The sequence below is a fragment of the Devosia sp. MC1541 genome (genome assembly GCF_012847305.1).
Taxonomy (GTDB): domain Bacteria; phylum Pseudomonadota; class Alphaproteobacteria; order Rhizobiales; family Devosiaceae; genus Devosia.
In genome coordinates this window covers 1-24,951 of the sequence record NZ_JABBDZ010000014.1, presented here as the reverse complement: position 1 = coordinate 24,951, position 24,951 = coordinate 1, and the positions used below count along the sequence as shown (strand labels likewise).

At 58.8% G+C, this 24,951-nt stretch carries 17 protein-coding genes and 1 tRNA gene; 9 read left to right on the top strand and 9 right to left on the bottom strand.

The window, feature by feature from the left end; all coding sequences use genetic code 11:
• The first annotated feature begins 203 nt into the window (after nucleotides 1-203).
• The gene (locus HKD40_RS13670) at nucleotides 204-1,718 is read left to right on the top strand and encodes an alpha-N-arabinofuranosidase (RefSeq protein ID WP_169196338.1); all 1,515 of its coding nucleotides are present in this window, start codon (nucleotides 204-206) and stop codon (nucleotides 1,716-1,718) included.
• A 184-nt stretch (nucleotides 1,719-1,902) separates the two neighbouring features.
• Nucleotides 1,903-2,907 (top strand): LacI family DNA-binding transcriptional regulator, encoded by a 1,005-nt coding sequence (locus HKD40_RS13665; RefSeq protein WP_169196337.1) that lies wholly within the window; start codon nucleotides 1,903-1,905, stop codon nucleotides 2,905-2,907.
• Here HKD40_RS13665 and HKD40_RS13660 read toward each other — a convergent pair.
• Nucleotides 2,904-3,926, bottom strand: coding sequence for a LacI family DNA-binding transcriptional regulator (locus HKD40_RS13660; RefSeq protein WP_169196336.1), 1,023 nt, complete (start codon nucleotides 3,924-3,926; stop codon nucleotides 2,904-2,906). The two genes, HKD40_RS13665 and HKD40_RS13660, sit on opposite strands and share 4 nt — an antisense overlap.
• A 141-nt stretch (nucleotides 3,927-4,067) precedes the next feature.
• Between HKD40_RS13660 and HKD40_RS13655 the strand changes: the two genes are divergently transcribed.
• The 5 genes from HKD40_RS13655 (at nucleotide 4,068) to HKD40_RS13635 (ending at nucleotide 11,393) form a co-directional block, all read left to right on the top strand.
• Nucleotides 4,068-6,839 (top strand): glycoside hydrolase family 2 TIM barrel-domain containing protein, encoded by a 2,772-nt coding sequence (locus tag HKD40_RS13655; RefSeq protein WP_169196335.1) that lies wholly within the window; start codon nucleotides 4,068-4,070, stop codon nucleotides 6,837-6,839.
• Nucleotides 6,840-7,002: 163 nt separating this feature from the next.
• Nucleotides 7,003-8,088 (top strand): sn-glycerol-3-phosphate ABC transporter ATP-binding protein UgpC, encoded by a 1,086-nt coding sequence (gene ugpC, locus HKD40_RS13650; protein ID WP_169196334.1) that lies wholly within the window; start codon nucleotides 7,003-7,005, stop codon nucleotides 8,086-8,088.
• A 171-nt stretch (nucleotides 8,089-8,259) separates the two neighbouring features.
• Entirely contained in the window at nucleotides 8,260-9,540 is a 1,281-nt protein-coding gene (locus HKD40_RS13645; protein WP_169196333.1) for an extracellular solute-binding protein, read from the top strand.
• A 90-nt stretch (nucleotides 9,541-9,630) separates the two neighbouring features.
• Nucleotides 9,631-10,509: a sugar ABC transporter permease gene (locus HKD40_RS13640; RefSeq protein WP_169196332.1), complete on the top strand. Its 879-nt coding sequence runs from the start codon at nucleotides 9,631-9,633 to the stop codon at nucleotides 10,507-10,509.
• Nucleotides 10,510-10,514: 5 nt separating this feature from the next.
• Nucleotides 10,515-11,393: a carbohydrate ABC transporter permease gene (locus HKD40_RS13635; RefSeq protein ID WP_199368475.1), complete on the top strand. Its 879-nt coding sequence runs from the start codon at nucleotides 10,515-10,517 to the stop codon at nucleotides 11,391-11,393.
• Between the two features lie 128 nt (nucleotides 11,394-11,521).
• Here HKD40_RS13635 and HKD40_RS13630 read toward each other — a convergent pair whose 3' ends face one another.
• The 5 genes from HKD40_RS13630 to HKD40_RS13610 form a co-directional block, all read right to left on the bottom strand.
• Nucleotides 11,522-13,438, bottom strand: a complete 1,917-nt coding sequence (locus tag HKD40_RS13630) for a beta-L-arabinofuranosidase domain-containing protein (protein WP_169196330.1) — start codon at nucleotides 13,436-13,438, stop codon at nucleotides 11,522-11,524.
• Nucleotides 13,439-13,616: 178 nt separating this feature from the next.
• Nucleotides 13,617-14,060: a hypothetical protein gene (locus HKD40_RS13625; RefSeq protein WP_169196329.1), complete on the bottom strand. Its 444-nt coding sequence runs from the start codon at nucleotides 14,058-14,060 to the stop codon at nucleotides 13,617-13,619.
• Between the two features lie 204 nt (nucleotides 14,061-14,264).
• Nucleotides 14,265-14,354: transfer RNA gene (locus tag HKD40_RS13620), tRNA-Ser, on the bottom strand.
• A gap of 60 nt (nucleotides 14,355-14,414) precedes the next feature.
• Nucleotides 14,415-15,383 carry a quinone oxidoreductase gene (locus tag HKD40_RS13615; RefSeq protein ID WP_169196328.1) on the bottom strand — a complete coding sequence of 323 codons (969 nt, stop codon included), beginning with the start codon at nucleotides 15,381-15,383 and terminating at the stop codon, nucleotides 14,415-14,417.
• Nucleotides 15,380-16,309 carry a TerC family protein gene (locus tag HKD40_RS13610; protein ID WP_169196327.1) on the bottom strand — a complete coding sequence of 310 codons (930 nt, stop codon included), beginning with the start codon at nucleotides 16,307-16,309 and terminating at the stop codon, nucleotides 15,380-15,382. Before HKD40_RS13610 ends, HKD40_RS13615 begins: the two co-directional genes overlap by 4 nt.
• Nucleotides 16,310-16,516: 207 nt before the next feature.
• Here HKD40_RS13610 and HKD40_RS13605 point away from each other — a divergent pair, with 207 nt between their 5' ends.
• Nucleotides 16,517-17,674 carry an FAD-dependent monooxygenase gene (locus tag HKD40_RS13605; RefSeq protein ID WP_169196326.1) on the top strand — a complete coding sequence of 386 codons (1,158 nt, stop codon included), beginning with the start codon at nucleotides 16,517-16,519 and terminating at the stop codon, nucleotides 17,672-17,674.
• A gap of 77 nt (nucleotides 17,675-17,751) precedes the next feature.
• Here the strand turns inward: HKD40_RS13605 and HKD40_RS13600 are convergent, their stop codons facing one another.
• From HKD40_RS13600 to HKD40_RS17700, 3 genes are all read right to left on the bottom strand, one after another.
• Entirely contained in the window at nucleotides 17,752-18,468 is a 717-nt protein-coding gene (locus tag HKD40_RS13600) for an invasion associated locus B family protein (protein WP_169196325.1), read from the bottom strand.
• Nucleotides 18,469-18,611: 143 nt separating this feature from the next.
• On the bottom strand, nucleotides 18,612-22,043 hold the full coding sequence (gene mfd, locus HKD40_RS13595) for a transcription-repair coupling factor (protein WP_248306075.1): 3,432 nt from the start codon (nucleotides 22,041-22,043) through the stop codon (nucleotides 18,612-18,614).
• 53 nt (nucleotides 22,044-22,096) lie between these two features.
• Nucleotides 22,097-22,558, bottom strand: coding sequence for a succinate dehydrogenase assembly factor 2 (locus tag HKD40_RS17700; RefSeq protein ID WP_199531661.1), 462 nt, complete (start codon nucleotides 22,556-22,558; stop codon nucleotides 22,097-22,099).
• A 2-nt stretch (nucleotides 22,559-22,560) separates the two neighbouring features.
• Between HKD40_RS17700 and recG the strand changes: the two genes are divergently transcribed.
• On the top strand, nucleotides 22,561-24,669 hold the full coding sequence (recG, locus tag HKD40_RS13585; protein ID WP_169196323.1) for an ATP-dependent DNA helicase RecG: 2,109 nt from the start codon (nucleotides 22,561-22,563) through the stop codon (nucleotides 24,667-24,669).
• Nucleotides 24,670-24,951: the final 282 nt, after the last annotated feature.

Genomic DNA, 24,951 nt, shown 5'->3' with positions numbered 1-24,951 from the left:
CAACGCTGATTTGAAGGATCACACACCATAAAATCGGCAAAAATACCTAAGTGCGTGTCGCCGGACCGACAACCGACCTAAAAATCGCCCGGTGATCGGCCTTACCGATAAATCATACAAATCAACTTGCCCACCAACCATACAAGAAGTACAACCGGATTAGCTGATACAAATCAGATAACCGGTATCTTTGGGAGGAAGCGGTGAAGGCCAGTGTTGTGGCGAATAAGGATTACACGATCTCCAAAATTGATGATCGTGTCTATGGCGCATTTTTGGAGCATTTGGGCCGCGCGATCTACGAAGGCATTTACGAGCCCGATCATCCAACCGCTGACAAAGATGGCATGCGCGGCGACGTGGCCGATCTGGTCAAAAAGCTCGACGTCCCCTTCGTTCGCTACCCAGGTGGCAATTTCGTCTCTGCCTATAACTGGGAAGACGGCATTGGCCCGCGCGAAAACCGCCCTACCCGCCTCGACCTTGCTTGGCACACCTCCGAGAGCAATGCTGTCGGCATTCACGAATTCGCTGATTGGTGCGCCACGGTAAACACCGAAATGATGCTGGCGGTGAACCTGGGTTCACGCGGCGTCGATGAAGCTCGCAACTTCCTAGAATACGTCAACCATCCGGGCGGCTCCTATTGGAGCGATCTGCGTATCAAGAACGGCCGTAAAGAGCCGTGGAACGTAAAGCTCTGGTGCCTCGGCAACGAAATGGACGGCCCTTGGCAGGTCGGCCACAAGGATGCCGATGAATATGGCAAACTCGCCGCCAACACGGCCCGCGCCATGCGCATGTTCGACAAGAACCTTGAGCTGATCGTCTGCGGTTCGTCCAATGCTGATATGCCGAGCTATCCCGATTGGGAACGCATTGTGCTCGAACATACCTATGAGCATGTCGATCACATCAGCCTGCACATGTACTTCGCCAACCGCGACGACAACACGCCGAACTTCCTCGGCCTCGCGGAAAAGCTCGACACCTATATCGAGACCGTCGCGGCGACCATTCGCCAAGTCAAATCCAAGAAGCGCTCGAAGAAAGATGTCACCATCTCCTTCGACGAATGGAACGTTTGGTACCACTCCAACAAGAAGGATCGCGAGATCCTCGAGGGCAATGGCGGCTGGCCACACGCGCCGGGCCTGTTGGAGGACATGTACAATTTTGAAGACGTGCTGATGGTGGGCCTGATCCTCAACACCTTCATTCGCCGTTCCGATGTCGTCAAAATCGCCTGCATCGCGCAGCTGGTGAACGTCATTGCCCCGATCATGACCGAAAAGGGCGGCCCCGCTTGGGCCCAGACCATCTATTATCCTTATTACTTCGCCTCGGTTTACGGTCGCGGCACCGCGCTTCAGCTGGTCACCACTTCGCCGACCTACGAAACCCCACACTCGGCTGAAACCAAGTTTGTCGACGTATCGGGCGTGCACAACGAAGACGAAGGCGTTCTGACCTTCTTCCTCGTCAACCGCAATCCGAGCGAAACCGTCGATACCTCGGTTAGCCTCCAGGGCTTCAATGGGGTTGAAGTCATCGACCATCAGGTCATGACACATCAGAACCTTAAGGCGATCAACACCAGCGCCAAGCAGAACGAAGTCGCCCCCCGTAAGGGCGAAGGCGCCAAGCTTGCCAATGGCAATATCTCGGTCAGCCTGCCGCCATACTCTTATCAGATGGTGCGCGTCCGCCTCGGCTAATCACCCCCATGCGCGCCCGGGCTCTGGTTCGGACGCGCTTCTGTCATCTCTTGCATAACCCTGCACGCCGTCTACAAAAGAGCCAGCCGTTCTCTTTTCCGGTAGTGTTGTGAAACCTGTCGATCCACAAGCGCCGCCACCGAAGGGGCACAAAAAACTGTCCAGCACCGGTCGTCGGGTCACCATGACAGATATTGCGCGAGCGGCAGGCTGCTCGCAGGCCACCGTGTCCTTTGTGCTGAACAATACAGCAGGCATGAAGCTCTCCGCCGAAACGCGCCAGCGCGTATTCGAAACCGCTTCCGCACTTGGCTATGCCATTCCCGAAGCCGCCACCGCACCAATAGCCGCCGAAATGCCCAACCGCATCGGCATTATCGTCGATCAGATCGCCACCAGCCCCGAAGCCGTTCAGGCCATTGATGGGCTCAGCGCCGCCATCCAAGAGCGCGGCGGCCTCGTCTACGTTGGTCAAAGCCGTGGCGACAGCGATGTCGAAGCCCGGCTCATCGACGATTTTCTCCAGCAGGGAATTTCGGCGCTCGTCTATCTGACCATCTTCACGCGCGAAGTGACGCCGACCACCGCCCTGCGCAATGCGCCAGTGCCGGTCTACCTTCTCAATTGCTACACCGCCAATCAGGCGACGCCGTCTGCCGTTCCCAGTGAAATCGCGGGCGGTCAGCGCTCCACCCATCACCTCATCACCCAGGGCCACCGCCGTATCGCCACCATCACCGGCGAAATCTGGATGGAAGCCGCGCAAGACCGCCTAAAAGGCTACCGCCGCGCCCTTGCCACCGCCGACATCCCCTTCGAGCAATATCTGGTTTTTGAGGGCGATTGGTCGACCAGCGCTGGCTATGAAGCCACCCGCAAAATCCTCGCCCTCCCCGACCGACCCACCGCGGTCTTCTGTCAAAATGATCGCATGGCGGTCGGCTGTTATCAGGCACTCAAAGAGGCAGGCCTGTCCATTCCGCAGGATATGTCGGTGGTGGGCTATGACGACGAAGAGATCGCGCGCCATTTACACCCACAGCTCACAACTTCGGTTCTCCCCCACCGTGCAATGGGTCAGTGGGCTGCCGAGCAAATCCTCGGTGGCACTGAAGCGCGTGCCTCCGGCATGACCAAGGTCGAATGCCCGCTTATTATCCGCGCTTCCGTTGCCCCACCACGCCCTTAGAGTTTTGGCGTACCCACCGATTGCCGCTCAACAAGCTCACACTCGATCTTGAGCTTTTGCAGCCGCTCGTCGTCGTCTACGCCCTCAAAACTCTCGAGCAATTGCCCCACCGCCCAGCGCGCCATTTCATTGTGCGGCAGCACCAGCGTTGTGAGGGGCGGCAAGAGGTTTGCGGCAATGTCCTCATCATCAAACCCAATGATGGAAATGTCCTCTGGGATCGAAAGCCCCAGGATACGCGCCGCATCATAACAGCCGACCGCCATCCGATCACAGAAGCAAAATATGGCCGTGGGTCGATCCGGCCGCGACAGCAGCGCCATCGCCCGCTCCCGCCCCTCGCGCACATTCCAGCCACCCTGCGTTACGAGGCTTTCCTCAATGCCAACACCATATTTCTCCATCGCCATCCGGAACCCCTGATAGCGATCGGTCGACGCTGCGATAATGTCCTCACCGGCCAAATGCGCGATCCGGCGATGCCCCGCCTTGATCAGCGCTTCCGTCGCAACATAGCCGCCAACCACGTCGCCCGGCACAACGGAGGGGTATCGCAACTCGCCCTCGTAGCAATTGAGCAGAACCAGCGGCAGCTGCGCAAAATGCTCTGGCACCACCACCTCGCGCGTAATCAGCGTCGTATACACCGCGCCAATCGCGTTCTGCGCCACCAGCATGTCTATGGCCGTCTTCTCCAGCAGCGGATCGCCCCCGGTAAAAAACACTGCCACAGCGACGTCCTGTAACGCCCCTTCTTCCATCGCTCCTTCGAGAAACGGTCCAAGCATGGGCGTCGTCGTCACTTCGTCGACAAACAAGCCGATGACCTTAGCGCGTCCTGCGGGCACCGGACGCTGCGGCCCCCGTCGATACCCCAGCTCATCGGCGGCATCTTGCACACGCCGCCGCGTTGCTGCGGACACGCGCGCATTCGCAACGCCATTGAGCACGAGCGACACTGTCGCCTGCGAAACGCCTGCCTTTTCAGCCACATCCTGCATGGTCGCGCGCTTATCCATACTCATTCAATCCTTTGGCGAGCGCCCTGCTCCCATGCGCGCTGAAACTGTTTTCCTATCCAGCACACTTCGCTCTTGTATGTAAGTTGGATTCGATCCTATGCTGATAAAAATATAACTAATATTGCCTACGGAGGGATTATGAACTTGGGCCGCGCTGTTGTCGCCGACCACCACAACGCGACGCGACAGACTGTGTCGCTCGATGGTGTCTGGCAGTTCCGCTTTGAAGATGGGGATTGGCGCGAGGCGCACGTCCCCCAGCCTTGGCAGGCTGAGTTCGATGATCTCTTCGATAGTTTCGGCCACGCCGTTTATAAGCGCAGCTTCACTGTCCCAGCCAATTTCGCTGGCAAGGATCTCGCTCTGCGCTTTGCCGCTGTTGCCTATGCCTGCGAGGTTTACCTCAACGGCACCAAGATCGGCGATCACGAGGGGGCCTATCTCCCCTTTGAATGCGCCATTGATCCGGCTCTGCTCCGCGCGGAAAACGAAGTTGAAGTGCGCGTCACCACGCCTTCTGCCGATCAGCATGCCTTCCCCGAATACCCCTTCAGCGAAGTGCCCCATGGCAAGATGAGCTGGTATGGGCGCATGGGCGGCCTTTGGCAGTCTGTGTCGCTGGAAGCGCGCAACAAGAAGCGCCTGACCAGCCTCACCATCACCGCCAATATGCACGGCACCCTCGTCGCCAACCTTGGCTTCACCCCTGCCGCGTCTGGCCTTGAGGCCAAGATTGTCGTGCGCGATGATGCAGGCAAAGCCGTCGCCGAAAGCGCCGCCGCAGCCTCCGAGGCGGTTGATGTCGCCCTGGCTGTGGCTAATGCCAAGCTCTGGGATGTCTTCCAGCCCAATCTCTATACGCTCACCGTCACCTTGGGGAACGGCGAGGACGAAGTCACCGAGACTTTCGGCTTCCGCACCGTCACCACAGAAAACGGCTCTATCCTCCTGAACGGCAAGCCCGTTTACATGCGCGGCGCGCTCGATCAGGACTATTACCCTGAAGGCATCTACACCGCCCCTTCGTTGGAATTCCTCGAAGACCAAGCGCAAAAAGCCATTGAGCTTGGCCTCAATACCCTCCGCTGCCACATCAAAATCCCAGATCCGCGCTATTATGATGTCGCCGACCGCTTCGGCCTCCTCGTCTGGACCGAAGTCCCCAACGTTGCGATCTTCACCACGGATTCCGCGCGCCGCATGCGCGAAACCATGGAAGGCATTCTCCAGCGCGACCGCAATCACCCCTCCATTATCGCTTGGACCCTCATCAATGAAGATTGGGGCACGCGTCTGGTCGAAAACGCCGAACACCGTCAGTGGCTCAAAGACAGCTATGAATGGCTCAAGGCCGAAGACCCAACCCGTCTCGTCGTCGACAACTCGGCTTGCTTCCCGAACTGGCACGTCAAAACCGACCTCAACGATTTCCACTACTACCGCTCCGTTCCAGAACGCCGTCAGGAATGGGATGATCTCACCGCCCAGTTCGCAGCCGGTGCCGATTGGACCTATTCGCCACTCGGCGACGCCGAACGCCGTGGCGACGAACCGCTGATCGTTTCCGAGTTTGGTGTTTGGGGCCTCCCCAATCCAAAACTGCTCCGGGGCGAAAACGGCAAAGAACCAACATGGTTTGAAACCGGCTCACTCTGGGGCGATGGTGTTGGCCTGCCACACGGCATCGAGCAGCGCTTTGCCGCCCTCGACCTTTACCGCACCTTTGGTGATTTCGATCAGTTCATCGACAAGGTGCAGTGGTACCAGTTCATGAACCTGCGCTACGAAATCGAAGAAATGCGCCGCTATTCTTCGATCCAGGGCTATGTCATCACCGAGCTGACCGACGTTCACTGGGAGGCCAACGGCCTCTTGGATATTGAGCGCAATCCGCGCGTCTTCCATGATGTGTTCGGAACCATCAACGCCGACATCGTCATCGTTCCGCGCCCAGAACGCTACTCGGCCTATTCCGGCCAGCAGCTCGCACTTGAACTGCGTGTCGCCACCGGCGGCCTCTCCATCCCAGCGGGCGCAGTCCTTCACTGGAGCGGCGACATCTCCGACTCGATCAACGTACCAGCCACTGGCCCGGTCTCAGTTGCTGACCTTGGCAACACCATGCTGACCATGCCGAAGGTTTCGACCAATAAGGAGCTGACCCTCTCCTTCTCGCTGGAAGCTGGCGGCTCAGTTCTGGCCACCAACACCTGCACCATCGCGCTCTATGCCGAGCGCAAAACCGCCGATCGCCCAACCATCGCAGTCAATGACGCGGCTCTGGGTGATTATGCCCGCGGCCTAGGCTATGAGGTTGTCGACAAGAAAAAGGCCGATATCGTGCTCGTCCACGCCGTCAATGGCGAAGACGTCGACGCCATGAAGGCTGGTGCGAAATACCTGATCCTGGCCGACGGCTCGGTCAAGACCAACCACAATCTGCGCACCGACATGCCCGATGGCGAGCTGCCCCACCGTTCCATCGTCGCCGATGGCAAGCAGTTCAAGCCCGCCTATGACCACCACCTGCCCAACATCAATCTGGTTGAGCGTGACGGCACCATCTGGCGCGGCGATTGGATCGCTGGCTTCTCTTGGCTCCGCCGCGATGGTGTCTTCGCCGATATTCCGGGTGGCCCGATCTTTGATCTCAGCTTCTCCGGCGTGGTCCCGCTCAGCCTTCTGACCGGCTTCAAGCCTTGGGAATTCGGCAACAATGTCCAGTCTGGCATCGTCTGCGGATGGGTTCACAAGCCCGCTGCCATCATCGGCAAAAAGCAGATTGGCCGGGGTGGCGTCGTCGCCACGACCTTCCGCCTGACTCGTGAAGCACCCGGCGCGGACCCTGTTGCAGCAGCCCTTCTCGACCGTCTGATCTCGGCAACTGCCGGGCTCAGCCAAGACGTCTAAGGCAAACCGCTTGGGTAGTGAGAAAATCGCGCTCAAATCACGACTTAGGGATTGACGCGACAGACGTTTCGAGACTGAATAGTATGATAAATAGAGCGGCGAATGAGGAGATTTTCCGCTCTACAAAAATAGGCCGGAACGCAGTTCTGGCGCGGGAGGAAATATGGCCGATATCGTTCTCAAGGACGTCAGCAAGTCCTATGGTGTGGTGAGCGTTCTTGACCACGTGTCGATGCACATCCACTCAGGCGAGTTCATCGTCTTTCTCGGCCCGTCCGGCTGCGGAAAGTCGACCCTACTGCGCATGATCGCCGGACTTGAAGAGGTCAACGGCGGCGAGATCTATATCGGCAATGAACGCGTCGATCAGAAGCCGCCAAACCAGCGCGGCGTCGCCATGGTTTTCCAGAACTACGCGCTCTATCCGCACATGACCGTGCGGGACAACATGTCCTTCGGCCTCCAAAACATCGGCACCCCAAAGGCAGAAATCACCCGCCTCGTTGATGATGCCGCTCGCATGCTGGAAATCACCCAGCTCTTGGATCGCAAGCCCGCGCAGCTCTCTGGCGGTCAACGCCAGCGCGTCGCCATTGGCCGGGCCATTGTGCGCGACCCAAAGGCTTTCCTGCTCGACGAACCGCTGTCCAACCTCGACGCTGGCCTGCGCGTGCGCACCCGTCTCGAGCTGGCGCAGCTGCACAATCGCATCAAGGCGACGATGATTTTCGTGACCCACGATCAGACCGAAGCCATGACCTTAGCCTCGCGTATCGTCGTCATGAACAATCGCAAAATTGAGCAGATCGGCACGCCTATGGAGATCTACACCCGCCCAGCGACCCGTTTCGTTGCCGGGTTCGTCGGCTCGCCGGGCATGAACTTCCTGCCTGTCACGGGTTCAGTCGACAGCGTCGGCACAGCCAAAGTCACCATCGGCTCGGGCGACGTGATTGCCACCGCAGTACCAAGTGCAGGCCTAGCCCAAAGCGGGCTCACCCTGGGCATCCGTGCCGAAGCCGTTCGCGTCAGCAAGAGTGATGAGGGCGTAACCGGTACGGTGGATGTCGTGGAACGCCTCGGCGAACGCACCCTCGTTTACACGCGCCTCACCGATGGCTCGATTGTTGTTGCTGAAGACGCTGGCCTCAGCACGGTCAGCGCGGGCGACACGATCAAGCTCACCTTTGATGGCGCCACTGCCATCCTGTTCGACGAAGCAGGAAAAGCCTACCACGCTGTCCAATAAGGCAGCGCCATAGACGCAGGGAGCCAGCGCACAGCGCCCGTCACGAAGACACCCCTGTGAACAGAGTTCAGGATCGCGAGGAGCGTTCTGAAGTTAGGCGCGGACCGTTTCGCCAGCGGTTCGTATGCCGGAGGAAAGGCGACGGGGCTCTGCCCCATGGGAGGAATAGTCGTGAAGAAATTCATCAAGATTGCCCTGCTTACAACCACAGCAGCCATGCTGTCGTTCGGCGCACAAGCAAAAGAAACTGTCGTCTGGTGGGACTTCCTCAGCGGCGGCGACGGCGTCCGCATGAAGGCGCTGATCGAAAAGTTCAACGCTGAACACGCAGACACCATCGAAATCCAGCCAACCACTCTCGAGTGGGGCGTGCCCTTCTACTCCAAGGCGCAGACCTCTGCTGCCATTGGCGAAGGCCCAGATGTGATGACCTATCACCTCTCGCGCATGCCGCTCGGCATTTCGACCGGCACCTTGGCTGAAATCACCGCCGACGATCTGGCTGGTGTTGGCCTCTCGGGCGACAACTTCGCTGCTTCGAACTGGCAGGCTGCTCAGGCCGATGGCAAGCAGTATGCTGTTCCATTCGATATCCACTCTGTCATTCTGTACTACAACAAGGACAAGCTGGCCGAAGCTGGTCTGATCGGCGACAACGGCCTGCCAACCGGTCTCGATGGCGTCGACAACTTCAACGCTGCACTTGAAAAGCTCCAGGCTGCCGGCACTCAGTACGGCGTCTCGATCCACTCTGCAGCGGCCGATAGCCAGTGGCGTATCTTCCTCGGCCTGCTGGCTCAGCAGGGCGGCGAGTTCATGGACGCGAACGGCGAGTTCCTCTCCGGCGACAACCTCGACAAGGCCGTCAACGTAACCGAACTGGTTGCCTCTTGGGTTGCCAATGGCCAGGCTCCAGAGCAGACCGACTACGCAGCGTCCATCGCGCTCTTCACCTCGGGCGAAGCCGCAATGCACATCAACGGCGTGTGGGAAGTTCCTACCATGACCGACCTGCATGCCAAGGGCGAACTGTTCGAATGGGGCGCTATCCAGCTCCCAACCTTCTACGACAAGCCAGGCACTTGGGCTGACTCCCACTCCTTCGTCATCCCGAACAACGTTGGCAAGGAACAGACCGCTGAGAAGCGTAAGGCTGTGATGGAAGTCATCGCTTGGATGAACAAGAACTCGATCTCTTGGGCCAATGCTGGCCACATCCCAGCTTACACCGCCGTCCGTGAAAGCGAAGAATTCAAGAACATGCAGCCAAACGCTGTGTATTCGACCCTCGCTGACACTGCAGTCTTTGATCCACAGTCCAAGCTCGCTGGCGTTGCCTCCCCAGTCTATGACGCGGTTGGCAACTACATGGTCCCCGCCATCAACGGCGAAATGGAAGCCCGTCAGGCTATCGAAGAAATGCGCGACGATCTGAACGATCAGCGCGACTAATCCCAAACCTCTCGCCGGCCGGGGCAACCCGGCCGGTCCTATTGTCTAGCAAGCGCGCGCAAAGACCGCGCTCTATCGGGGAGCCTTGGGATGATTAGAAGCAGACGTTCCGAGATCACGTGGGCCTTGATACTGGTCGCGCCATTTGTCGCCGCCTACCTTGTGCTCTTCATCTGGCCAACCATCCAAATGGTGTTGCTCAGCTTCACCGACGCGCCGCTCATCGGCCCCGGAAACTGGATCGGTTTGGACAATTATTTCGAAATGTTCGAAGATCGCCGCTTCAAAACGGCAGTGGTCAATACCGGCTATTTCGTTCTGCTCACCGTCATTCCCAACACGCTCGTGGGCCTGCTCATCGCCATTGGCGTCAATCGTCTCAAAGGCTGGCAGCAGTCTCTCGTCCTCGCGCTGTTCTTCCTGCCCTATATCCTGCCCGTGTCCGTGGTCTATCTGATGTGGAATTGGATGTTCGACACCCAGTTCGGCATCATGCAGGGCCCGCTGACCATGATCTTCGGCAAGCCCACCCACGTCTTCCGTACCACTTGGCTGTTCATGCCTGCGGTGGCGCTCGTCACCATCTGGTGGACCTGCGGCTTCAATATCCTGCTGTTCTTGGCTGGCCTGCGCTCGATCTCCCCCGAGATCTATGAAGCCGCCTCCCTCGACAATGCTGGCCGCTTCAAGCAGTTCTTCCGCATCACTTGGCCGCTGATCTGGCCGGTGACGGCGCTGGTCCTCACCATCCAGCTCATCCTGCAGCTCAAAATCTTCGATCAGGTCTATCTCTTCGTCCAGGGCGGACGCGCTGACCCCTCGATGGTTCTGGTGCAGTACATCTACAATCAGGCCTTCCAGAAGAGCGAAGGCGGATACGCCGCCACGATCTCTGTCGCGCTCTTCGTCATCATCATCACCGTTTCGGTTCTGCAATACACGGCGCTGCGCGCACGAGGTGCAAAATGACCGCTATGACCTCGAGCCTTCCTGAAAAGACCGTTTCGACGCGAAAACTCAACATCATCAAGACCGTCGACAAAGTGGGTCTGGTGATTTCGCTGCTGACCATCATCTGCGCCGTGGTTTGGGCCTTCCCGCTCTATTGGGCGATCATCACCAGCCTCAAGCCCGAAAGCCAGGTGGTTGAGCCCGGCTTCGCCCCATGGCCCCGCACGTTCACGCTGGATGCCTATACGGCGGTGCTCTTCAACACCAAGATTGGCCTTTGGTATTTCAACTCCATCGCCATAGCACTGCTGACCACGGTCATCGTGGTGCTGATGTCGGCCTGCTGCGGCTATGCCATCAGCCAGCTGAACTTCCCCGGCCGTAAGGTCCTGTGGTTCGTCATTCTCGCCAGCTTCATGGTGCCTATTCAGGCCCTGATCGTGAACCACTACATTCTCGCCGCGCAGTTCAAGCTTATCAACACTTGGGCAGGCATCATCATGCCTTCGCTGATCGCGCCAATGTCCACCATGATCTACAAGCAGTTCTTCGATGGCGTTCCCAAGGAATTCCGCGAAGCCGCGATCATGGACAACACCAATGAATTCCGCATGTTGTTCCGCATCTTCCTGCCGATGAACTGGGGTGTCACCACCGCGCTCGCCATCATCACCTTCATCGGCGCATGGAACTCCTTCCTCTGGCCATTCTTGGCCGTCACCAAGGAAGAAGCCATGACCGTCGCTGTCGGGATCACGCAGGTCAACGATGCCTTCGGCGTTGCCTATGCCCGCGAGCTCGCCTCTGCGGTCATGACCGGCCTGCCCGTCGCCATCGTCTACCTCATCTTCCAGCGCCGCGTGACCCAGGCGATCATGCTCTCGGCTGGCGTGAAGGGCTAACACCCCCAAAAAACTCCGCCTCCAAAACCCCGCTCCGGCGGGGTTTTTCTTTGCCAATTCATCACGTCAAAACAAAAGACCGGCAACAGTTTCGTTGCCGGTCTTGATGTGTGAGGTGAAGAGTTTTCTTAGGCGTTGCGCATCCAGACCAACATTTCGCCCGGCGCGCGATTGTCCCATAGATGATAGGGCACGAGCCTTGCGCTGACAGCTTCGGTCGCGGCTTCAGCTTCCGCGTAAAGCGCATTCCCCCAGGCCCCAGCGCTCTCCTTGAGCACCGGCAGATCGATGGCAATGGCCCCGCGCAGATCGGGAATAACGGCAGTCTGCGCCTTGCCCAAGCCATTCCCCAACAGAACGGAATTGAGCCCCACGCCATTGTCAGCGCCTTCCATGCAATAGACCAGTGGCCCGCGCATAATCGCCACCCTGCCCGCATTCTGGCGCACATAGGGATGGGCCCGGACCGCACGCGGCTCCAGCGGCAACGTCAGCTGGATCACATCGCCCTTCGCCCATTCGCGCTCAATGCGCACATAGCCATCGGCACCCAAGTCAAACAGCACAATAGGCTGCCCGTTGACGCAGAGCTTTGCGGCCCGCGCCCACTGAGGGATACGCAGCGACACCGCGAAAGTTGCGCTTTGCTCTGGCGCAATCTCAATGGCGATATCGCCCGACCACGGATAGTCCGTCTTCTGCGTCAGCGTGAACTTTGCGCCATTGGCCAGCTCCACCCGCGCTTCGCTCTGCGCATAAAGGTGAACGGCGATTTCATCATCCGCCACCTGATAGACGTACGAGCCCAGCGACGTCACTAGCCGCGCAATGTTCGGCGGGCAGCATGGGCACGGATGCCAAATCCAGCGGTGGTGCTTGCCGGTCGACTCGAGCGGGTTGTCATAAAAGAACGTCTTGCCATCCATCGATAGGCCAGTGATCGCCCCGTTATAAAGCGCCTGCTCCATCGTATCCGCATAGAGCCGCTTCGGCCCACGCCCCAACATGCGCGACGCCCAGAACACCAGCCCAACCGATGCGCAAGTCTCCGCATAGGCCGTGTCATTGGGCAGGTCGTAATAGTCAGTAAAACCTTCATTGGAATGCGCCGGGCCGATACCGCCGGTCACATACATCTGCTTTTGCGTCAGGTCCGCCCACAGCGTTTCCAGCGTCGCTGTCAGGCTGTCATCATTATACTCGGTCGCAAGGTCCGCCATGGCCGAATAGAGATACATCGCTCGAACGGCGTGCCCCACCACCTTGCTCTGCTCCCGCACAGGAACATGCGACTGCGAATACTCCAGAATATTCTTCTGCCAGCCCTTCGGGTCGCGACCGAACGCCTTCGCTTCTTCCATAAAGAAGTTCGGCGCTTGCCCGCGCTCATCCACGAAGAATTTGGCTAGATCCATGTAGGATTGGTTACCGGTCTCGCGTGCGAGGCGCACCAGCGCCAGCTCGATCTCCTCGTGCCCACAATAGCCGCGCATCTGCCCCGGCCCATAGCCAAACTTGGCGACGCAATAATCCGCCATCCGGCTCATGACATCCATGAACTTGCGCTTGCCGGTTGCCTGATAATAGGCCACCGCCGCCTCAATCATATGCCCGGCACAATAGAGCTCATGGAAGTCGCGCAGATTGCTCCACTTCCACTCCGGCTTAATCCGCTGGAAGAAGGAGTTGAGATACCCGTCCTCGTCCTGGAGCTTGGCGTACATGTCGATAATCTCATCGGCCCGCCGTTCCAGCTCTGCATTCGGCTTGTGATAAAGCGAATAGGCAATGGTCTCGATCGACTTTGCCATGTCGCTATCCCAGAACATCTGGGTGGTCCCGCCCCAATTCATAATGGGAAGAACAACGCCCGGGCTCGGAACATCCGGGTTAATCTGCTCCAGCATCCGCGCCGAGACACAGCGATCCAAAAGCGTCTTGGCAGTCTCGTCACAAACAGCGTCCTGCCAATCCCCCCAATACCCACCAATCGAGACGGATGGCACAGGCAATGGCCTGAACTGACGGTTCTCAGACATAGTCATTTTCGTTCCCATAGATAGTCAGCGCGCCAGCCCCTCGGCCGCGCCCTCCTCTTGACCAGTCTATAGAGATTCACCCCTCTGCCATACATGATTTCCACTCATGCAGCAGCTCGTAACGCAAGGCGCGAAAACAAAAAAGGCAGGCCAAAGCCTGCCCTCTCGCACTGTGTCCGCACGCCTAGCCGCCGGCGACCATCAGCATCACCCGACGGCCATCTTCGGCCTTGAGTTCCAGCCCTTCAGGCGAGGTCTCTGCGTATGACACCTGCTCCAGCGCATTCAACAGCGCGATGGTGTTTTTATACGCCGGACAGCTGTCCTCATAAAAACCCTCTACCTCGCTGAAACTCAACTTCGGCAGTGCAATCTCAACTTTCGCAGTCCAATCGGTTTCACAACCCGTTTGCCCGCCCACATGACCGAACTCTCTATCTGAAACGACAAGAGTGGTTGGCGCCAGATCAACGCCTTCGATCTTGCCTTCATATTCGATAGCGACCCAATGGAGGTCAAAGAGCTCGTCGGTCAGCGGCACCGCCTCTTGCGCCGACACGGCGCCACAGGCGCCCACCAGACCCAAAGCGAGTACGATATTGCGAAGCCCAGCAGCGTTAAATGACATCTATGAAAATCACCTTCTTTGAATAGCTTAGTATCTTAGTCCTGCGCACTGCATACCAAGATCAAGCAAACAATGGTGCTTTTATGGTGACGCCATCATTCAACAGGGCCAATTGCCCTGCGAATGCGCGTCCCGCTCGGAAAAGAGCACGCCACAAGGCCCCGGCAAAACCGGTTTTCTCTCAGCTACAATTTTGGAGATTTATGGCGGGCAGGGAGGGATTCGAACCCCCGGAAGGCTTGCACCTTCGCCGGTTTTCAAGACCGGAGCAATCAACCACTCTACCACCTGCCCGACGACAATGCGTTTAACGAGGGGGAGCGCACCTGTCCAGTAGCCCCCCTCGTTTTTTCGCTATGGCTTGAGGATAACTGATCCCGTCGTGCCCCGAGACTCAAGGGCGGAATGGGCTTTCGCAGCCTCCTCCAGCGCAAAGCGCTGGCTGATCTCGACTTTGATCGCCCCGCTAGCTATCGCGCCAAACAACGCCTCCGCCCCTTCGAGCAGTGCTGAGCGTTCCGCGAAATAATGCGCCCCCGTTGGCCGGGTCACATACAACGATCCCTTGCGCGCCAAAACGCCAAGGTCCGGGATAGCAACAACGCCCGAGGCATTGCCAAAGCTCACCATCAGTCCACACGGACGCAGACAATCGAGCGAGGCGTCAAACGTCGCTTTGCCGACGCCGTCATAAACGACATCAACGCCCCTGCCCCCGGTCAACGCCTTCACGCGTGGCGCGAAGTCCTCCGCCTTATAGTCGATAACATGGTCACAAAACCGCTGCGCGCTCGCGACCTTTTCTGCTCCCCCGGCCGTGGCGATGACCGTTGCGCCTAGGGCCTTGGCCCATTGCGTCCCGATCATCCCCGTACCGCCCGCCGCCGCATGCCAGAGGATGGTCTCCCCCTCTGCCACCGGCCAGGTCTTGAACAGAAGATAGTAGGCCGTCAGCCCCTTGAGCAAAGCTGCCGCCGCCGTCTCATCATCGACCCCATCGGGGATCGGCACCACCCGATTGGCGGCGATAATCCGCTCCTCGGCATAGGCACCGACCGTACCCTGATAGGCGACGCGATCCCCTTCACGGAGTTCGCTGACGCCCTCGCCCACCGCTGTCACCACGCCGGCAGCTTCATTGCCCGCCACAAAGGGCCGCGGCACCGGGTACAACCCCGAGCGTTGATAGGTGTCGATGAAGTTGAGCCCGATGGCCGTCTGCCGGATTTTGACCTCTCCGGCTTTGGGCGCGCCGATGTCCCAATCTTCGACCTTCAGGACTTCAGTACCACCAGTTTCATGGACGACGACGACTTTACTCATTTAGGAGCCTTTGGCTTGCGGGGCGCTGATTTCGGGCGCGATTGTGCCCGCGAAATCGGCGTCGAACGCGGTAGAGATTTATCACTCACTGGCGCTGGGCGCGCCGGCATCACGCTGTGGGACTGTCCCATAGATGACAGAGCGTCATCGGTAGAAACACCGCCCACATTGCCGGTAAAGGGCGAAAACTTATGCCCGCCACTGCGCTTGGTTTTGCGCTGCTTGGCGAACACATTGAACGCCTCGACCAGCACCGAGAAGGCCATGGCCGAATAGATGTAACCCTTTGGAATATGGAAGCCCAAGCCGTCAGCCACCAGCGTCACACCGATCAACAGCAGGAACGCCAGCGCCAGCATTTTCGTCGTCGGGTGATCGGCCACAAACTTGGCGATCGGGCCGGAGGCAAAAAACATGACCGCGACGGCCACCAGAACTGCCGCCACCATAACCGCCACCTGATCTGCCGGAACCATGCCGACCGCGGTGATGATCGAGTCGATCGAGAACACCATGTCGATGATCACGATCTGAACCAGAATGGCCTGCAGCGTAGCCGTTCCCGCACTCGCAGCGCTCACCTCATGGTCGCCCTCGATGGCGGCATGCATTTCGTGCGTCGCCTTGTAGATCAGGAACGCACCACCGGCGAGCAGGATGATATCCTTCCAGCTGAACGGCTGCCCGAAGGCTTCAAACACCGGATCTTTGAGCTGCACGATCCAAGAAATCAGGAACAGCAGGATGATGCGAAACACCAGGGCCAGCCCGATCCCGAGCTTTCGCGCAAATTCCGCCTGTTCGCGCGGTAGGCGCGAAACCAGCACAGAGATGAAAACGATATTGTCGATACCAAGCACGATCTCCATGACCGTGAGCGTACCAAATGCGATCCACACATTGGGATCGGAGAGGAGTTCCATCATGGCAGTGTCTCCCAAAGCCGACTCGGGCTCAATTGTCAGTGTATGGTGTGGGCAGCGAGTGGTGAAGCACCCGCCTCCGAACCGCGAAAATGGCCACGCTTGGGCTACCGCTCAGCCCCAAGCACTGCTATGGCCGGAACAGCAAACGCCCTGCGGCGGTTCCACCGTCGCAAAAGGCTTTTCGACCGACACCCAAGAGGATGCGCCATGAATAAGGATGCTGATGTCATCGTGGTGGGAGGCGGGCTTGCGGGCTCCGCCGCTGCTGTCGCCGTGGCGCGGCTCGGGTTTGACGTCATCCATCTGGCCCCTGCTGCCCCGCCAGACCGGCGCACCTCGGCCCTGATGATGCCAAGCGTCGAATTCCTCGTTGAAAGCGGCCTCGTCTCCGAACCAGCGACCCTAGGCCATCCGCTCACCGCCATTCGCATCATCGATGCCACGCCCCGCCTCTTCCGCGCGCCAGAAACCCTCTTTGAAGCGGTCGAAATCGGTCTTCCCGCTTTCGGGTGGAACTTTGGCAATGCGCGACTTCTTGAGCACTTTCAAAGCACTGCCCCAAAAACCGGATTCACTATCCGAACCGAAAGCGTGTCGGCCTATCGCCATGATGGCAAGCTGGGCACAGTCACACTGGCCGATGGTTCGACCCTCTGTGCGCCCCTCGTAGTCGGTGCCGATGGCAAAAAGTCTCTGCTGCGCAACGCCGTTGGCATTACCACGCGCGAGCATCAGTTCACCGAGGGTGCCCTCGTCTGTGATCTAGACTTGACCCGTAGCGTTGGTGGCACTTCCATCGAGTTCCACTACCCGCGTGGGCCCTTCACGCTGGTGCCGGCCGGTGAGAACCGCGCCAATCTCGTTTGGATCGATGATGAGGCCAAGTTGCGTGCTCTTCAGGCTGCCGGGCCAGAGGCCCTCCGAAACGCCATCCTAGAGACCTCACAGCGCCTGTTCGGCGATCTCAAGATTGTCTCCCCCAGCTTCGTCTTCCCACTCTCGACACTAACCGTTGATAAGGCCGGAGCATCTGGGGTGGCCTTGGTCGGCGAGTCTGCTCACGCCTTCCCACCCATTGGCGCACAGGGCCTCAATCTGGGTCTGCGGGATGTCGCCGATCTTATCGCCGCCCTGAAAGCCGCTGACACGACCCTGCCCGATTGGGGCGCCAAGGCCGCTGATGATTATGCGCGCCGCCGCGCAGCCGATCTGGCGCAAACCAGCACTATTGTCGACACGCTGTTCAAATCGCTTCTCGCCGACATGCTCCCCAGCCAAACCCTGCGGGCTGGCGGCTTGTGGGCACTCAAGCTGTCCCCGTTCTTGCGCAAGCAGGCTTTTGCCGTGGGCATGGGCCAACGCTAATCCCTGTCTTGCCTCTCACCTGCACAACAAAAAAGGCCCGGTTTCCCGGGCCTTTTTCAAATTCGTCTGCGTAGAGCTTACTGTGCAGCAGGTGCTGCTGGCGCTTCGCCTTCAGCTGGCGTTTCGCTCAGCTGCTTGCGGAGCTGCTCGGCACGATCCTGAAGAACCTGCTCAAGCGCGTTTTCGCCCGATTCCTGGCTCTGCAGCTGTTCGAACGTCAGGGCCGTATCGCTATCATAAGTCGCGGTGAAACCAGCGAGGTTGATATCGATGGTCAGGTCCTGGTTCTGACGGTTCTTAGCGGTCAGCTTCAGGGTCGAACCCTTCTTGAGCGAAGCGACATACTGCTCGTTGATCACGAGCTGAGTCGAGCACGACTGCTGATCACACAGCATGTACGGCACGCGAACTGGCTTTGCGTTGTCGATCTGCCAGGTCAGGCCGAACGGCAGCAGCACGCCAAGCGGGACGGCAGCAACAGCCAACAGGCGGCTTTCCTGGCCTGGATCGTCACGCAGCAGGAAGGAGCCGAGGAACTGGCCGTTTGCGAGCACCACTTGGCGCATCACGCAAGCCTTCTGGCCGTCGTCCAGCGGGTCACAAACCTTCAGCCAGTTCTGCGATGGCATATTGTCGACGGCAGCGCCGACTTCAGCGACAGCACCGCCCTCGGCCGCAGCTGGCGCTTCAGCAGCCGGTGCTGCAGGAGCCGCGTCCTGCGCGAAAGATACAGCCGGGGTCAGCAAAAACGCTGCCGCTGCGATTCCGGCCACGAGGGGTTTCTTGAACGTCATAAAATGTCCTTGTCTTCCTTGGCGGTCCGGGCAGCCCAAAGCTACCGAAATACCTGAACTGCCCTTCAAGGGCTCAAATCGGGCAATAACATGACCGATGAGAGTTGCCAAAAGATTATAGCGCCTCGTGTCCGAGACTTCAGTTAACTCTTATTCTCAGCCAAACGCGCCAGTTTACTCATAATTGCGGCTGCACCCTTGAGCCTTTGCTCCGGCGTTGGCCAATTGCGCACGAACACGAGCTTCTGATCAGGCTTGATCTTCACTTGGTTCGACAGGTCCGAAACCATGCGCACCAGACCAATCGGATTGGGGAACTCGTTGTTTCGCAACGTCACCACCGCGCCCTTCGGACCAGCATCGACCTTTTCGACATTGGCCTGACGGCAGAGTGCCTTCACCAGAATGACCTTGAGCAGCGATTCCACTTCTTCCGGCAGCGGCCCGAACCGATCGATCAGCTCCGCACCCGCAGCATCAATATCGCGAATATCGCTGAGATCACCCAAGCGACGATAGAGCTGCATGCGCAACTGCAGATCAGGCACATAGCTTTCCGGGATCATCACCGGCATGCCAAGCGAAATCTGCGGGCTCCACTCGTTCTTGTCGTCGTATTCCTCGTCGCCACCAGCGCGCAAGTTCGCCACGGCCTCTTCCAGCATCGACTGGTAAAGCTCGAAACCAACCTCGCGGATATGGCCCGACTGCTCGTCGCCGAGCAGATTCCCTGCCCCGCGAATATCCAAATCGTGGCTCGCCAGTTGGAAGCCAGCGCCAAGGCTTTCGAGCGACTGCAGCACGCCCAAACGACGCTCTGCGGTGTCGGTGAGCTTCTTGTCGGCAGGCACGGTGAACAGCGCATAGGCGCGCTGCTTGGCCCGGCCGATACGCCCACGGATCTGATAAAGCTGCGCCAGACCAAACTGGTCGGCACGATGTACGATCAGCGTATTGGCGTTCGGAATATCGAGCCCCGATTCCACAATGGTCGTCGCCAACAAAACGTCGAACTTGCCGTCGTAGAAATTGTTCATGATGTCGTCGAGTTCGCCCGGCGGCATCTGCCCATTGGCGATGACATAGGAAACTTCCGGCACCTGCACGCGCAAGAACTCGGCAATATCGGCCTGATCCTTGATGCGCGGCACCACATAGAAGCTCTGCCCGCCGCGATATTTTTCGCGCAGCAAAGCTTCGCGGATCGAGAGCGGATCGAAAGGCGAAATAAAGGTACGGATCGCCAAGCGGTCGACTGGCGGCGTCGCCAACAGCGACAGATCGCGAACGCCAGTCAGCGCCAGTTGCAGCGTGCGCGGGATCGGCGTTGCCGTCAGCGTCAGCACGTGAACATTGGCCTTGAGCTCCTTGAGACGCTCCTTGTGGCTCACGCCGAAGTGCTGTTCCTCGTCGATAATCAGCAGGCCCAAGTCCTTGAAACTGATCGACTTCGACAAGAGCGCGTGGGTGCCGATAACGATATCGACATGCCCATTGGCCAAGCCTTCCTTGGTCGCTTTCAATTCGGCCGCTGGCACCATGCGCGAGGCATGGCGCACATTGACCGGCAAGCCATGGAAACGTTCAGAGAAGTTCTTGAAATGCTGGCGCGCCAAGAGCGTTGTCGGTACAACCACCGCCACCTGCTTGCCCGAAAGCGCCACGGCGAAGGCCGCGCGGATCGCAACTTCGGTCTTCCCAAAGCCCACGTCACCGCAGACAAGGCGATCCATCACCTTGCCCGAGGTCAGATCGTCAAACACCGCCCCAATGGCGTTGAGCTGATCTTCCGTTTCCTCATAAGGGAAGCGCGCCACGAACTCATCGTAAGCGCCAGAATTGAGGTCCACCGCATCGGCGCGGACCAGCAAGCGCTGCGCCGCCAACTTGATAAGCTGTTCCGCCATTTCGCGGATGCGCTTCTTGAGCTTGCCCTTCTTAGCCTGCCAGGCCACGCCACCGAGTTTATCGAGCGTCACCGACGCATCGTCCGCCCCATAGCGGGTCAGCAGCTCGATGTTTTCGACCGGCAGGTAAAGCTTAGTCTCGCCGCCATATTCAAGCTCAACGCACTCATGCGGCGCGCCACCGGCCTGAATGACCTTCAGCCCCAAGAAGCGACCGATACCGTGGTCGACGTGCACCACGAGATCGCCTGCACTCAAGCTGGCCGCTTCCGTCAGCGCATCCGAAGCCTTCTTCTTGCGCTGCGGCCGCAAAATGCGCTCGCCCAAAATATCCTGCTCGGTCAGAACCAGCAGGTCTTTGGTTTCAAAGCCAGATTCGAGGGGTAACACGATCAACGAAGTGGTCGCCGCGCTCGTAGTTTCCGCGTCTTTCCAATTCTCGCCGAGGCGCGGATTGGTCAGCCCGTGATCCTTGAGCACCTGCGCCATGCGATCGCGCGTCCCCGCGCTCCAGCAGGCCACAATTGCGCGGCGACCATTGCGGCGCTCCGTAAGCAGCCGCTCCACCACCTTCTCAAAAAGGTTGACGTCATTCGCCAAACGGTCGGCTGCAAAGCTTGGCGCAATATGCCCACCGGCATCGTCACCCGATTTCGTCTGCGGCGACAGAAACGCCGAAAGCTGAATGACCGACGCCCCCGCCAACTGCGCTGGCGTCACATCAACATTATAAAGCAGTTCTGGCTTAATCGGCTTATAGGGCGCCCCTGCCCCCGCCACCTGCGGCGCTAAACGCGCCGTCTCGCGCGCGTCGTAATAATCGGCAATCTGCTCGACACGCTCGCCATAGGCTTCGTTCACCTGATCGTCGAAGACGAACGGGGCATCGCCCACATAATCCGCCAGACTATCGAGCTTTTCATAAAAGAACGGCAGCCAGTGCTCCGTGCCCGAATAGCGCGACCCGCCACTTACCGATGAATAGAGCGGGTCATCATGGGTGTTGCCACCAAAAGTCGCCGTATAGTTCTGACGGAAACGGCGAATGGTGTCTTCATTGAGCACCAGCTCGCTCATCGGCGTCAGATCAATCCGCTTCAGATTACCCGTCGTCCGCTGTGTATCGGGATCAAACGTCCGGATCGTTTCCAACTGGCTCCCAAAGAAGTCAAAGCGCAGCGGCGCGTCCGCATTGGCCGGGAACAGGTCAATCAACCCACCCCGGACTGCAAATTCGCCGCTTTCGCGCACCGTCGGCACGCGCAAATAGCCATTGTTCGCCGCCCAACCGATCAGCTTATCGCCATCGACCACCCGACCAACGGCCGCCGAAAACGACATGGTTTCGACCACAGCGCGCGGCGGCAGCTTTTGCACCAGCGCATTAACCGCCGTCAGCACAATCGCGCCCTTGGTGCCGCTGGTCAGCGCCGCCAGCGTTTTCATACGCGCCGCGATGGTCACATTGTTTGGCGACACACGGTCATATGGCAGGCTGTCCCAGGCAGGCAGTTGCAATATCGTGTGTCCGGGCAACATCGCCCCCAACACTTCCGCCATGCGCTGCAAGCGCCGTCCATCACGCGCCACGAACACCACAGCCGCCGCATCATCCGGCGCGTTTTTGAGGCGTTGTTCAACCAGCCGTGCCAACACCAATGGCTGCATGCCATCAGGTACGTTGGAGATGGTACGAACGGTGGGCGTGATGTCAGAAGAAGTCATCGGGCGACGCGGGCCTCGTGGTCGGCAATAAGAAGGTCGAGGAAAGAACGATCCACATGCGCTGGCGGCTCCTCCTGCCGGAGCACCCATTTCAGCAATGGCGGGTCTTCTTCGTTCATCAGCGCTTCGAGCTTGTCGAGCTGCGCCTCATCGTAGTTTTCCAGATGCGCATCCGCGAATGGACCGAGCACCAAGTCCATTTCCTTGGTCCCACGATGCCACGCGCGATAGCGGAGCCGTTTACGTCGAATAGCGATCTCTTCACCGGCCGTCATTTGCGACACCCATGATTGAATTTTGTTCTCGATTTGGACTTGTTCTTTACGCGTGTTAGCCAACAATGTCAGCCCTATTCCGTCATGCCCCTGAATGTCAGCAATTTGCCCCTTCAGAGGCCCAAAAGTGCCGGCCAAAGGCCACAGAAGTGCCAATAGATGCCCCTCGGTAAGGAGAATCATTCTTGTCCCGTCCCGATGAATTGCAGCCCCTGTTCCGCTCGCTCCACTCCATCAAAGGCGTGGGCGATAAGCTCGCAGCACTGCTGACCAAATTCTTCGGCGCCCCTGACGGACAAGAGGCCATCGTCCTCGACATTCTGATGCATATGCCCTCCGGCGTCGTCGATCGCCGCCGACAGGTCGGCATTGCAGACGCCTATTTAAATCAAATCGTTACGCTGAAACTCCACATCGACCGGCACCAACCGCCACCACGCGGAAAGCTACATGTGCCACATCGCGTTTTCACGCATGACGAGACCGGCGAACTGTCCTTGGTGTTCTTCCGCGCCCAAGGCGGCTGGGTCGAAAAAGCTCTCCCAGTCGGCGAAGAGCGCTATGTCTCTGGCAAGGTCGATTTCTTCAACGGCCAAAAGCAGATAACGCACCCGGACTATATCGTCGAAGCCGAAAAATTCGCAGAACTCCCCCTCGTCGAGCCGGTCTATCCCCTCACAAGTGGATTGAGTTCCAAAGCCTTAGCGAAACTCGTGCGCCAGTCCGTTGATATCATTCCCGAATTACCGGAATGGATCGACGCCGAAACCATGCGCCAACGCAAATGGCCAAACTTCGCCCAAGCCATGCGCGAAGTCCATTTGCCAGAGAATCCTGACCAGGGCCAACTCTGGTCCCCGGCCCGCCAACGCCTTGCTTATGATGAGTATTTAGCGGGCCAAATCACCCTACAATTGGTGCGTTCGACCATGGTCGCCCAAAAGGGCAAGTCCCGTACTTTCAACGGGAGTATCACCTCCCGCGTCGCCGCCGCGCTACCCTTCTCCCTGACCGATGGCCAAAACCAGGCCCTCGAAGAAATCCGCGCCGACCTCGCCAGCCCGGACCGCATGTCCCGCCTCCTGCAAGGCGACGTGGGCTCCGGCAAGACCGTTGTAGCTCTTATGTCCATGGCGGCAATGGCAGAAAGCGGCGCGCAATCGGCGTTGATGGCTCCGACCGAATTGCTGGCTTCACAGCATTTTAAAACCATTCAGCCTCTCGCTGAAGCGGCAGGCCTAGGCTGCGCATTGCTCACCGGAAAAATGCCCGCAGCCGAAAAACGCAAGATTCTAGCAGGACTTGCCGATGGCTCGATCCACATCGCCCTCGGCACCCACGCCCTCTTCCAATCCGGCGTCGCCTTCCACAATCTGGCCCTCACCGTCGTCGACGAACAACACCGTTTCGGCGTCCACCAGCGCCTCGCCCTCTCTGACAAAGGCCGCGACACTGACCTTCTCGTCATGACCGCCACGCCGATCCCGCGCACTTTGGTACTCACCCACTTCGGCGACATGGCCGTCTCTGTTCTCAAAGAAAAGCCGCGCGGCCGCCAACCCATTGATACGGCAGTGCTCTCGATCAATGACTACGGCCGCGTCATCAACCGTCTCATCGCCCGGTTAGGCGAAGGTGCGCAGGCCTATTGGGTCTGCCCGCTGGTTGAAGAAAGCGAATTTATCCAAGTCGTCAGCGCTGAAGATCGCTTCGCCGAACTGCAGAAAGTCTTCGGCGATCAGGTGGCCCTCGTCCACGGCCGCATGTCAGCCGCCGCCAAGCAAGAGGTTATGGCGCGCTTTAAAGCCAATGAAATCAAACTTCTCGTCGCCACAACGGTCATCGAAGTGGGCGTCGACGTCCCCAACGCCACGATCATGATCATCGAACACGCTGAACGTTTTGGCCTCGCTCAGCTCCATCAGCTGCGCGGTCGCGTCGGCCGTGGTTCGCAACGCTCTGCCTGCCTGCTTCTCTTCAAAGAACCGCTCAGCGAAACCGCTCAAGCGCGCCTCGAAACCATCAAATCCACCGAAGACGGTTTTGAGATTGCCGAACGCGACCTCGACCTACGCGGCCAAGGTGACGTCTTGGGCACGCGCCAATCCGGCATGCCCGGCTACCGCGTCGCCGTCCCAGACGTGCATCGGCACTTGCTTGAGTTCGCCCATGACGACGCCAAAGCCCTGATGCAACGCAACCCCGGCCTCACCGGCCCCGACGGCGAAGCCGCTCGTACGCTGTTGTATTTATTCCGAAAAGATCTGGCGATTCCACTGATCAGGGCGGGCTAATCAGGCCGGCACTGGCGCGTCCCCTCCCCCTACCAGGGGGGACTGTTTACAACTTGCTCATTTGGGATTCTAGTTTGATTGCTTGGGGGTGATTTGCCGGAGGGTTTGAGATGGATTGTCCAGATTGTTCTAGCACTGCCACGGTCAAGCGCGGCCTCAAGGCGGGTTACCAGCGATTTAGCTGTAAGGAGTGTGGTCGGTACTTTACTGATCGCGCCCCTAAATTCAGCGCTCAGACAAAAGCGCAGGCCGTTCAGATGTATCTCAACGGCACCGGCATTC

Excerpts from the sequence above, each read along its gene's own strand:
- HKD40_RS13665 (WP_169196337.1), top strand. The coding sequence starts at position 1,903 with ATGACAGATATTGCGCGAGCGGCAGGCTGCTCGCAGGCCACCGTGTCC.
- HKD40_RS13660 (WP_169196336.1), bottom strand. The coding sequence starts at position 3,926 with ATGGATAAGCGCGCGACCATGCAGGATGTGGCTGAAAAGGCAGGCGTT.
- HKD40_RS13655 (WP_169196335.1), top strand. The coding sequence starts at position 4,068 with ATGAACTTGGGCCGCGCTGTTGTCGCCGACCACCACAACGCGACGCGA.
- ugpC (WP_169196334.1), top strand. The coding sequence starts at position 7,003 with ATGGCCGATATCGTTCTCAAGGACGTCAGCAAGTCCTATGGTGTGGTG.
- HKD40_RS13640 (WP_169196332.1), top strand. The coding sequence starts at position 9,631 with ATGATTAGAAGCAGACGTTCCGAGATCACGTGGGCCTTGATACTGGTC.
- HKD40_RS13635 (WP_199368475.1), top strand. The coding sequence starts at position 10,515 with ATGACCTCGAGCCTTCCTGAAAAGACCGTTTCGACGCGAAAACTCAAC.
- HKD40_RS13630 (WP_169196330.1), bottom strand. The coding sequence starts at position 13,438 with ATGACTATGTCTGAGAACCGTCAGTTCAGGCCATTGCCTGTGCCATCC.
- HKD40_RS13625 (WP_169196329.1), bottom strand. The coding sequence starts at position 14,060 with ATGTCATTTAACGCTGCTGGGCTTCGCAATATCGTACTCGCTTTGGGT.
- HKD40_RS13615 (WP_169196328.1), bottom strand. The coding sequence starts at position 15,383 with ATGAGTAAAGTCGTCGTCGTCCATGAAACTGGTGGTACTGAAGTCCTG.
- HKD40_RS13610 (WP_169196327.1), bottom strand. The coding sequence starts at position 16,309 with ATGATGGAACTCCTCTCCGATCCCAATGTGTGGATCGCATTTGGTACG.
- HKD40_RS13605 (WP_169196326.1), top strand. The coding sequence starts at position 16,517 with ATGAATAAGGATGCTGATGTCATCGTGGTGGGAGGCGGGCTTGCGGGC.
- HKD40_RS13600 (WP_169196325.1), bottom strand. The coding sequence starts at position 18,468 with ATGACGTTCAAGAAACCCCTCGTGGCCGGAATCGCAGCGGCAGCGTTT.
- mfd (WP_248306075.1), bottom strand. The coding sequence starts at position 22,043 with ATGCAGCCATTGGTGTTGGCACGGCTGGTTGAACAACGCCTCAAAAAC.
- HKD40_RS17700 (WP_199531661.1), bottom strand. The coding sequence starts at position 22,558 with ATGATTCTCCTTACCGAGGGGCATCTATTGGCACTTCTGTGGCCTTTG.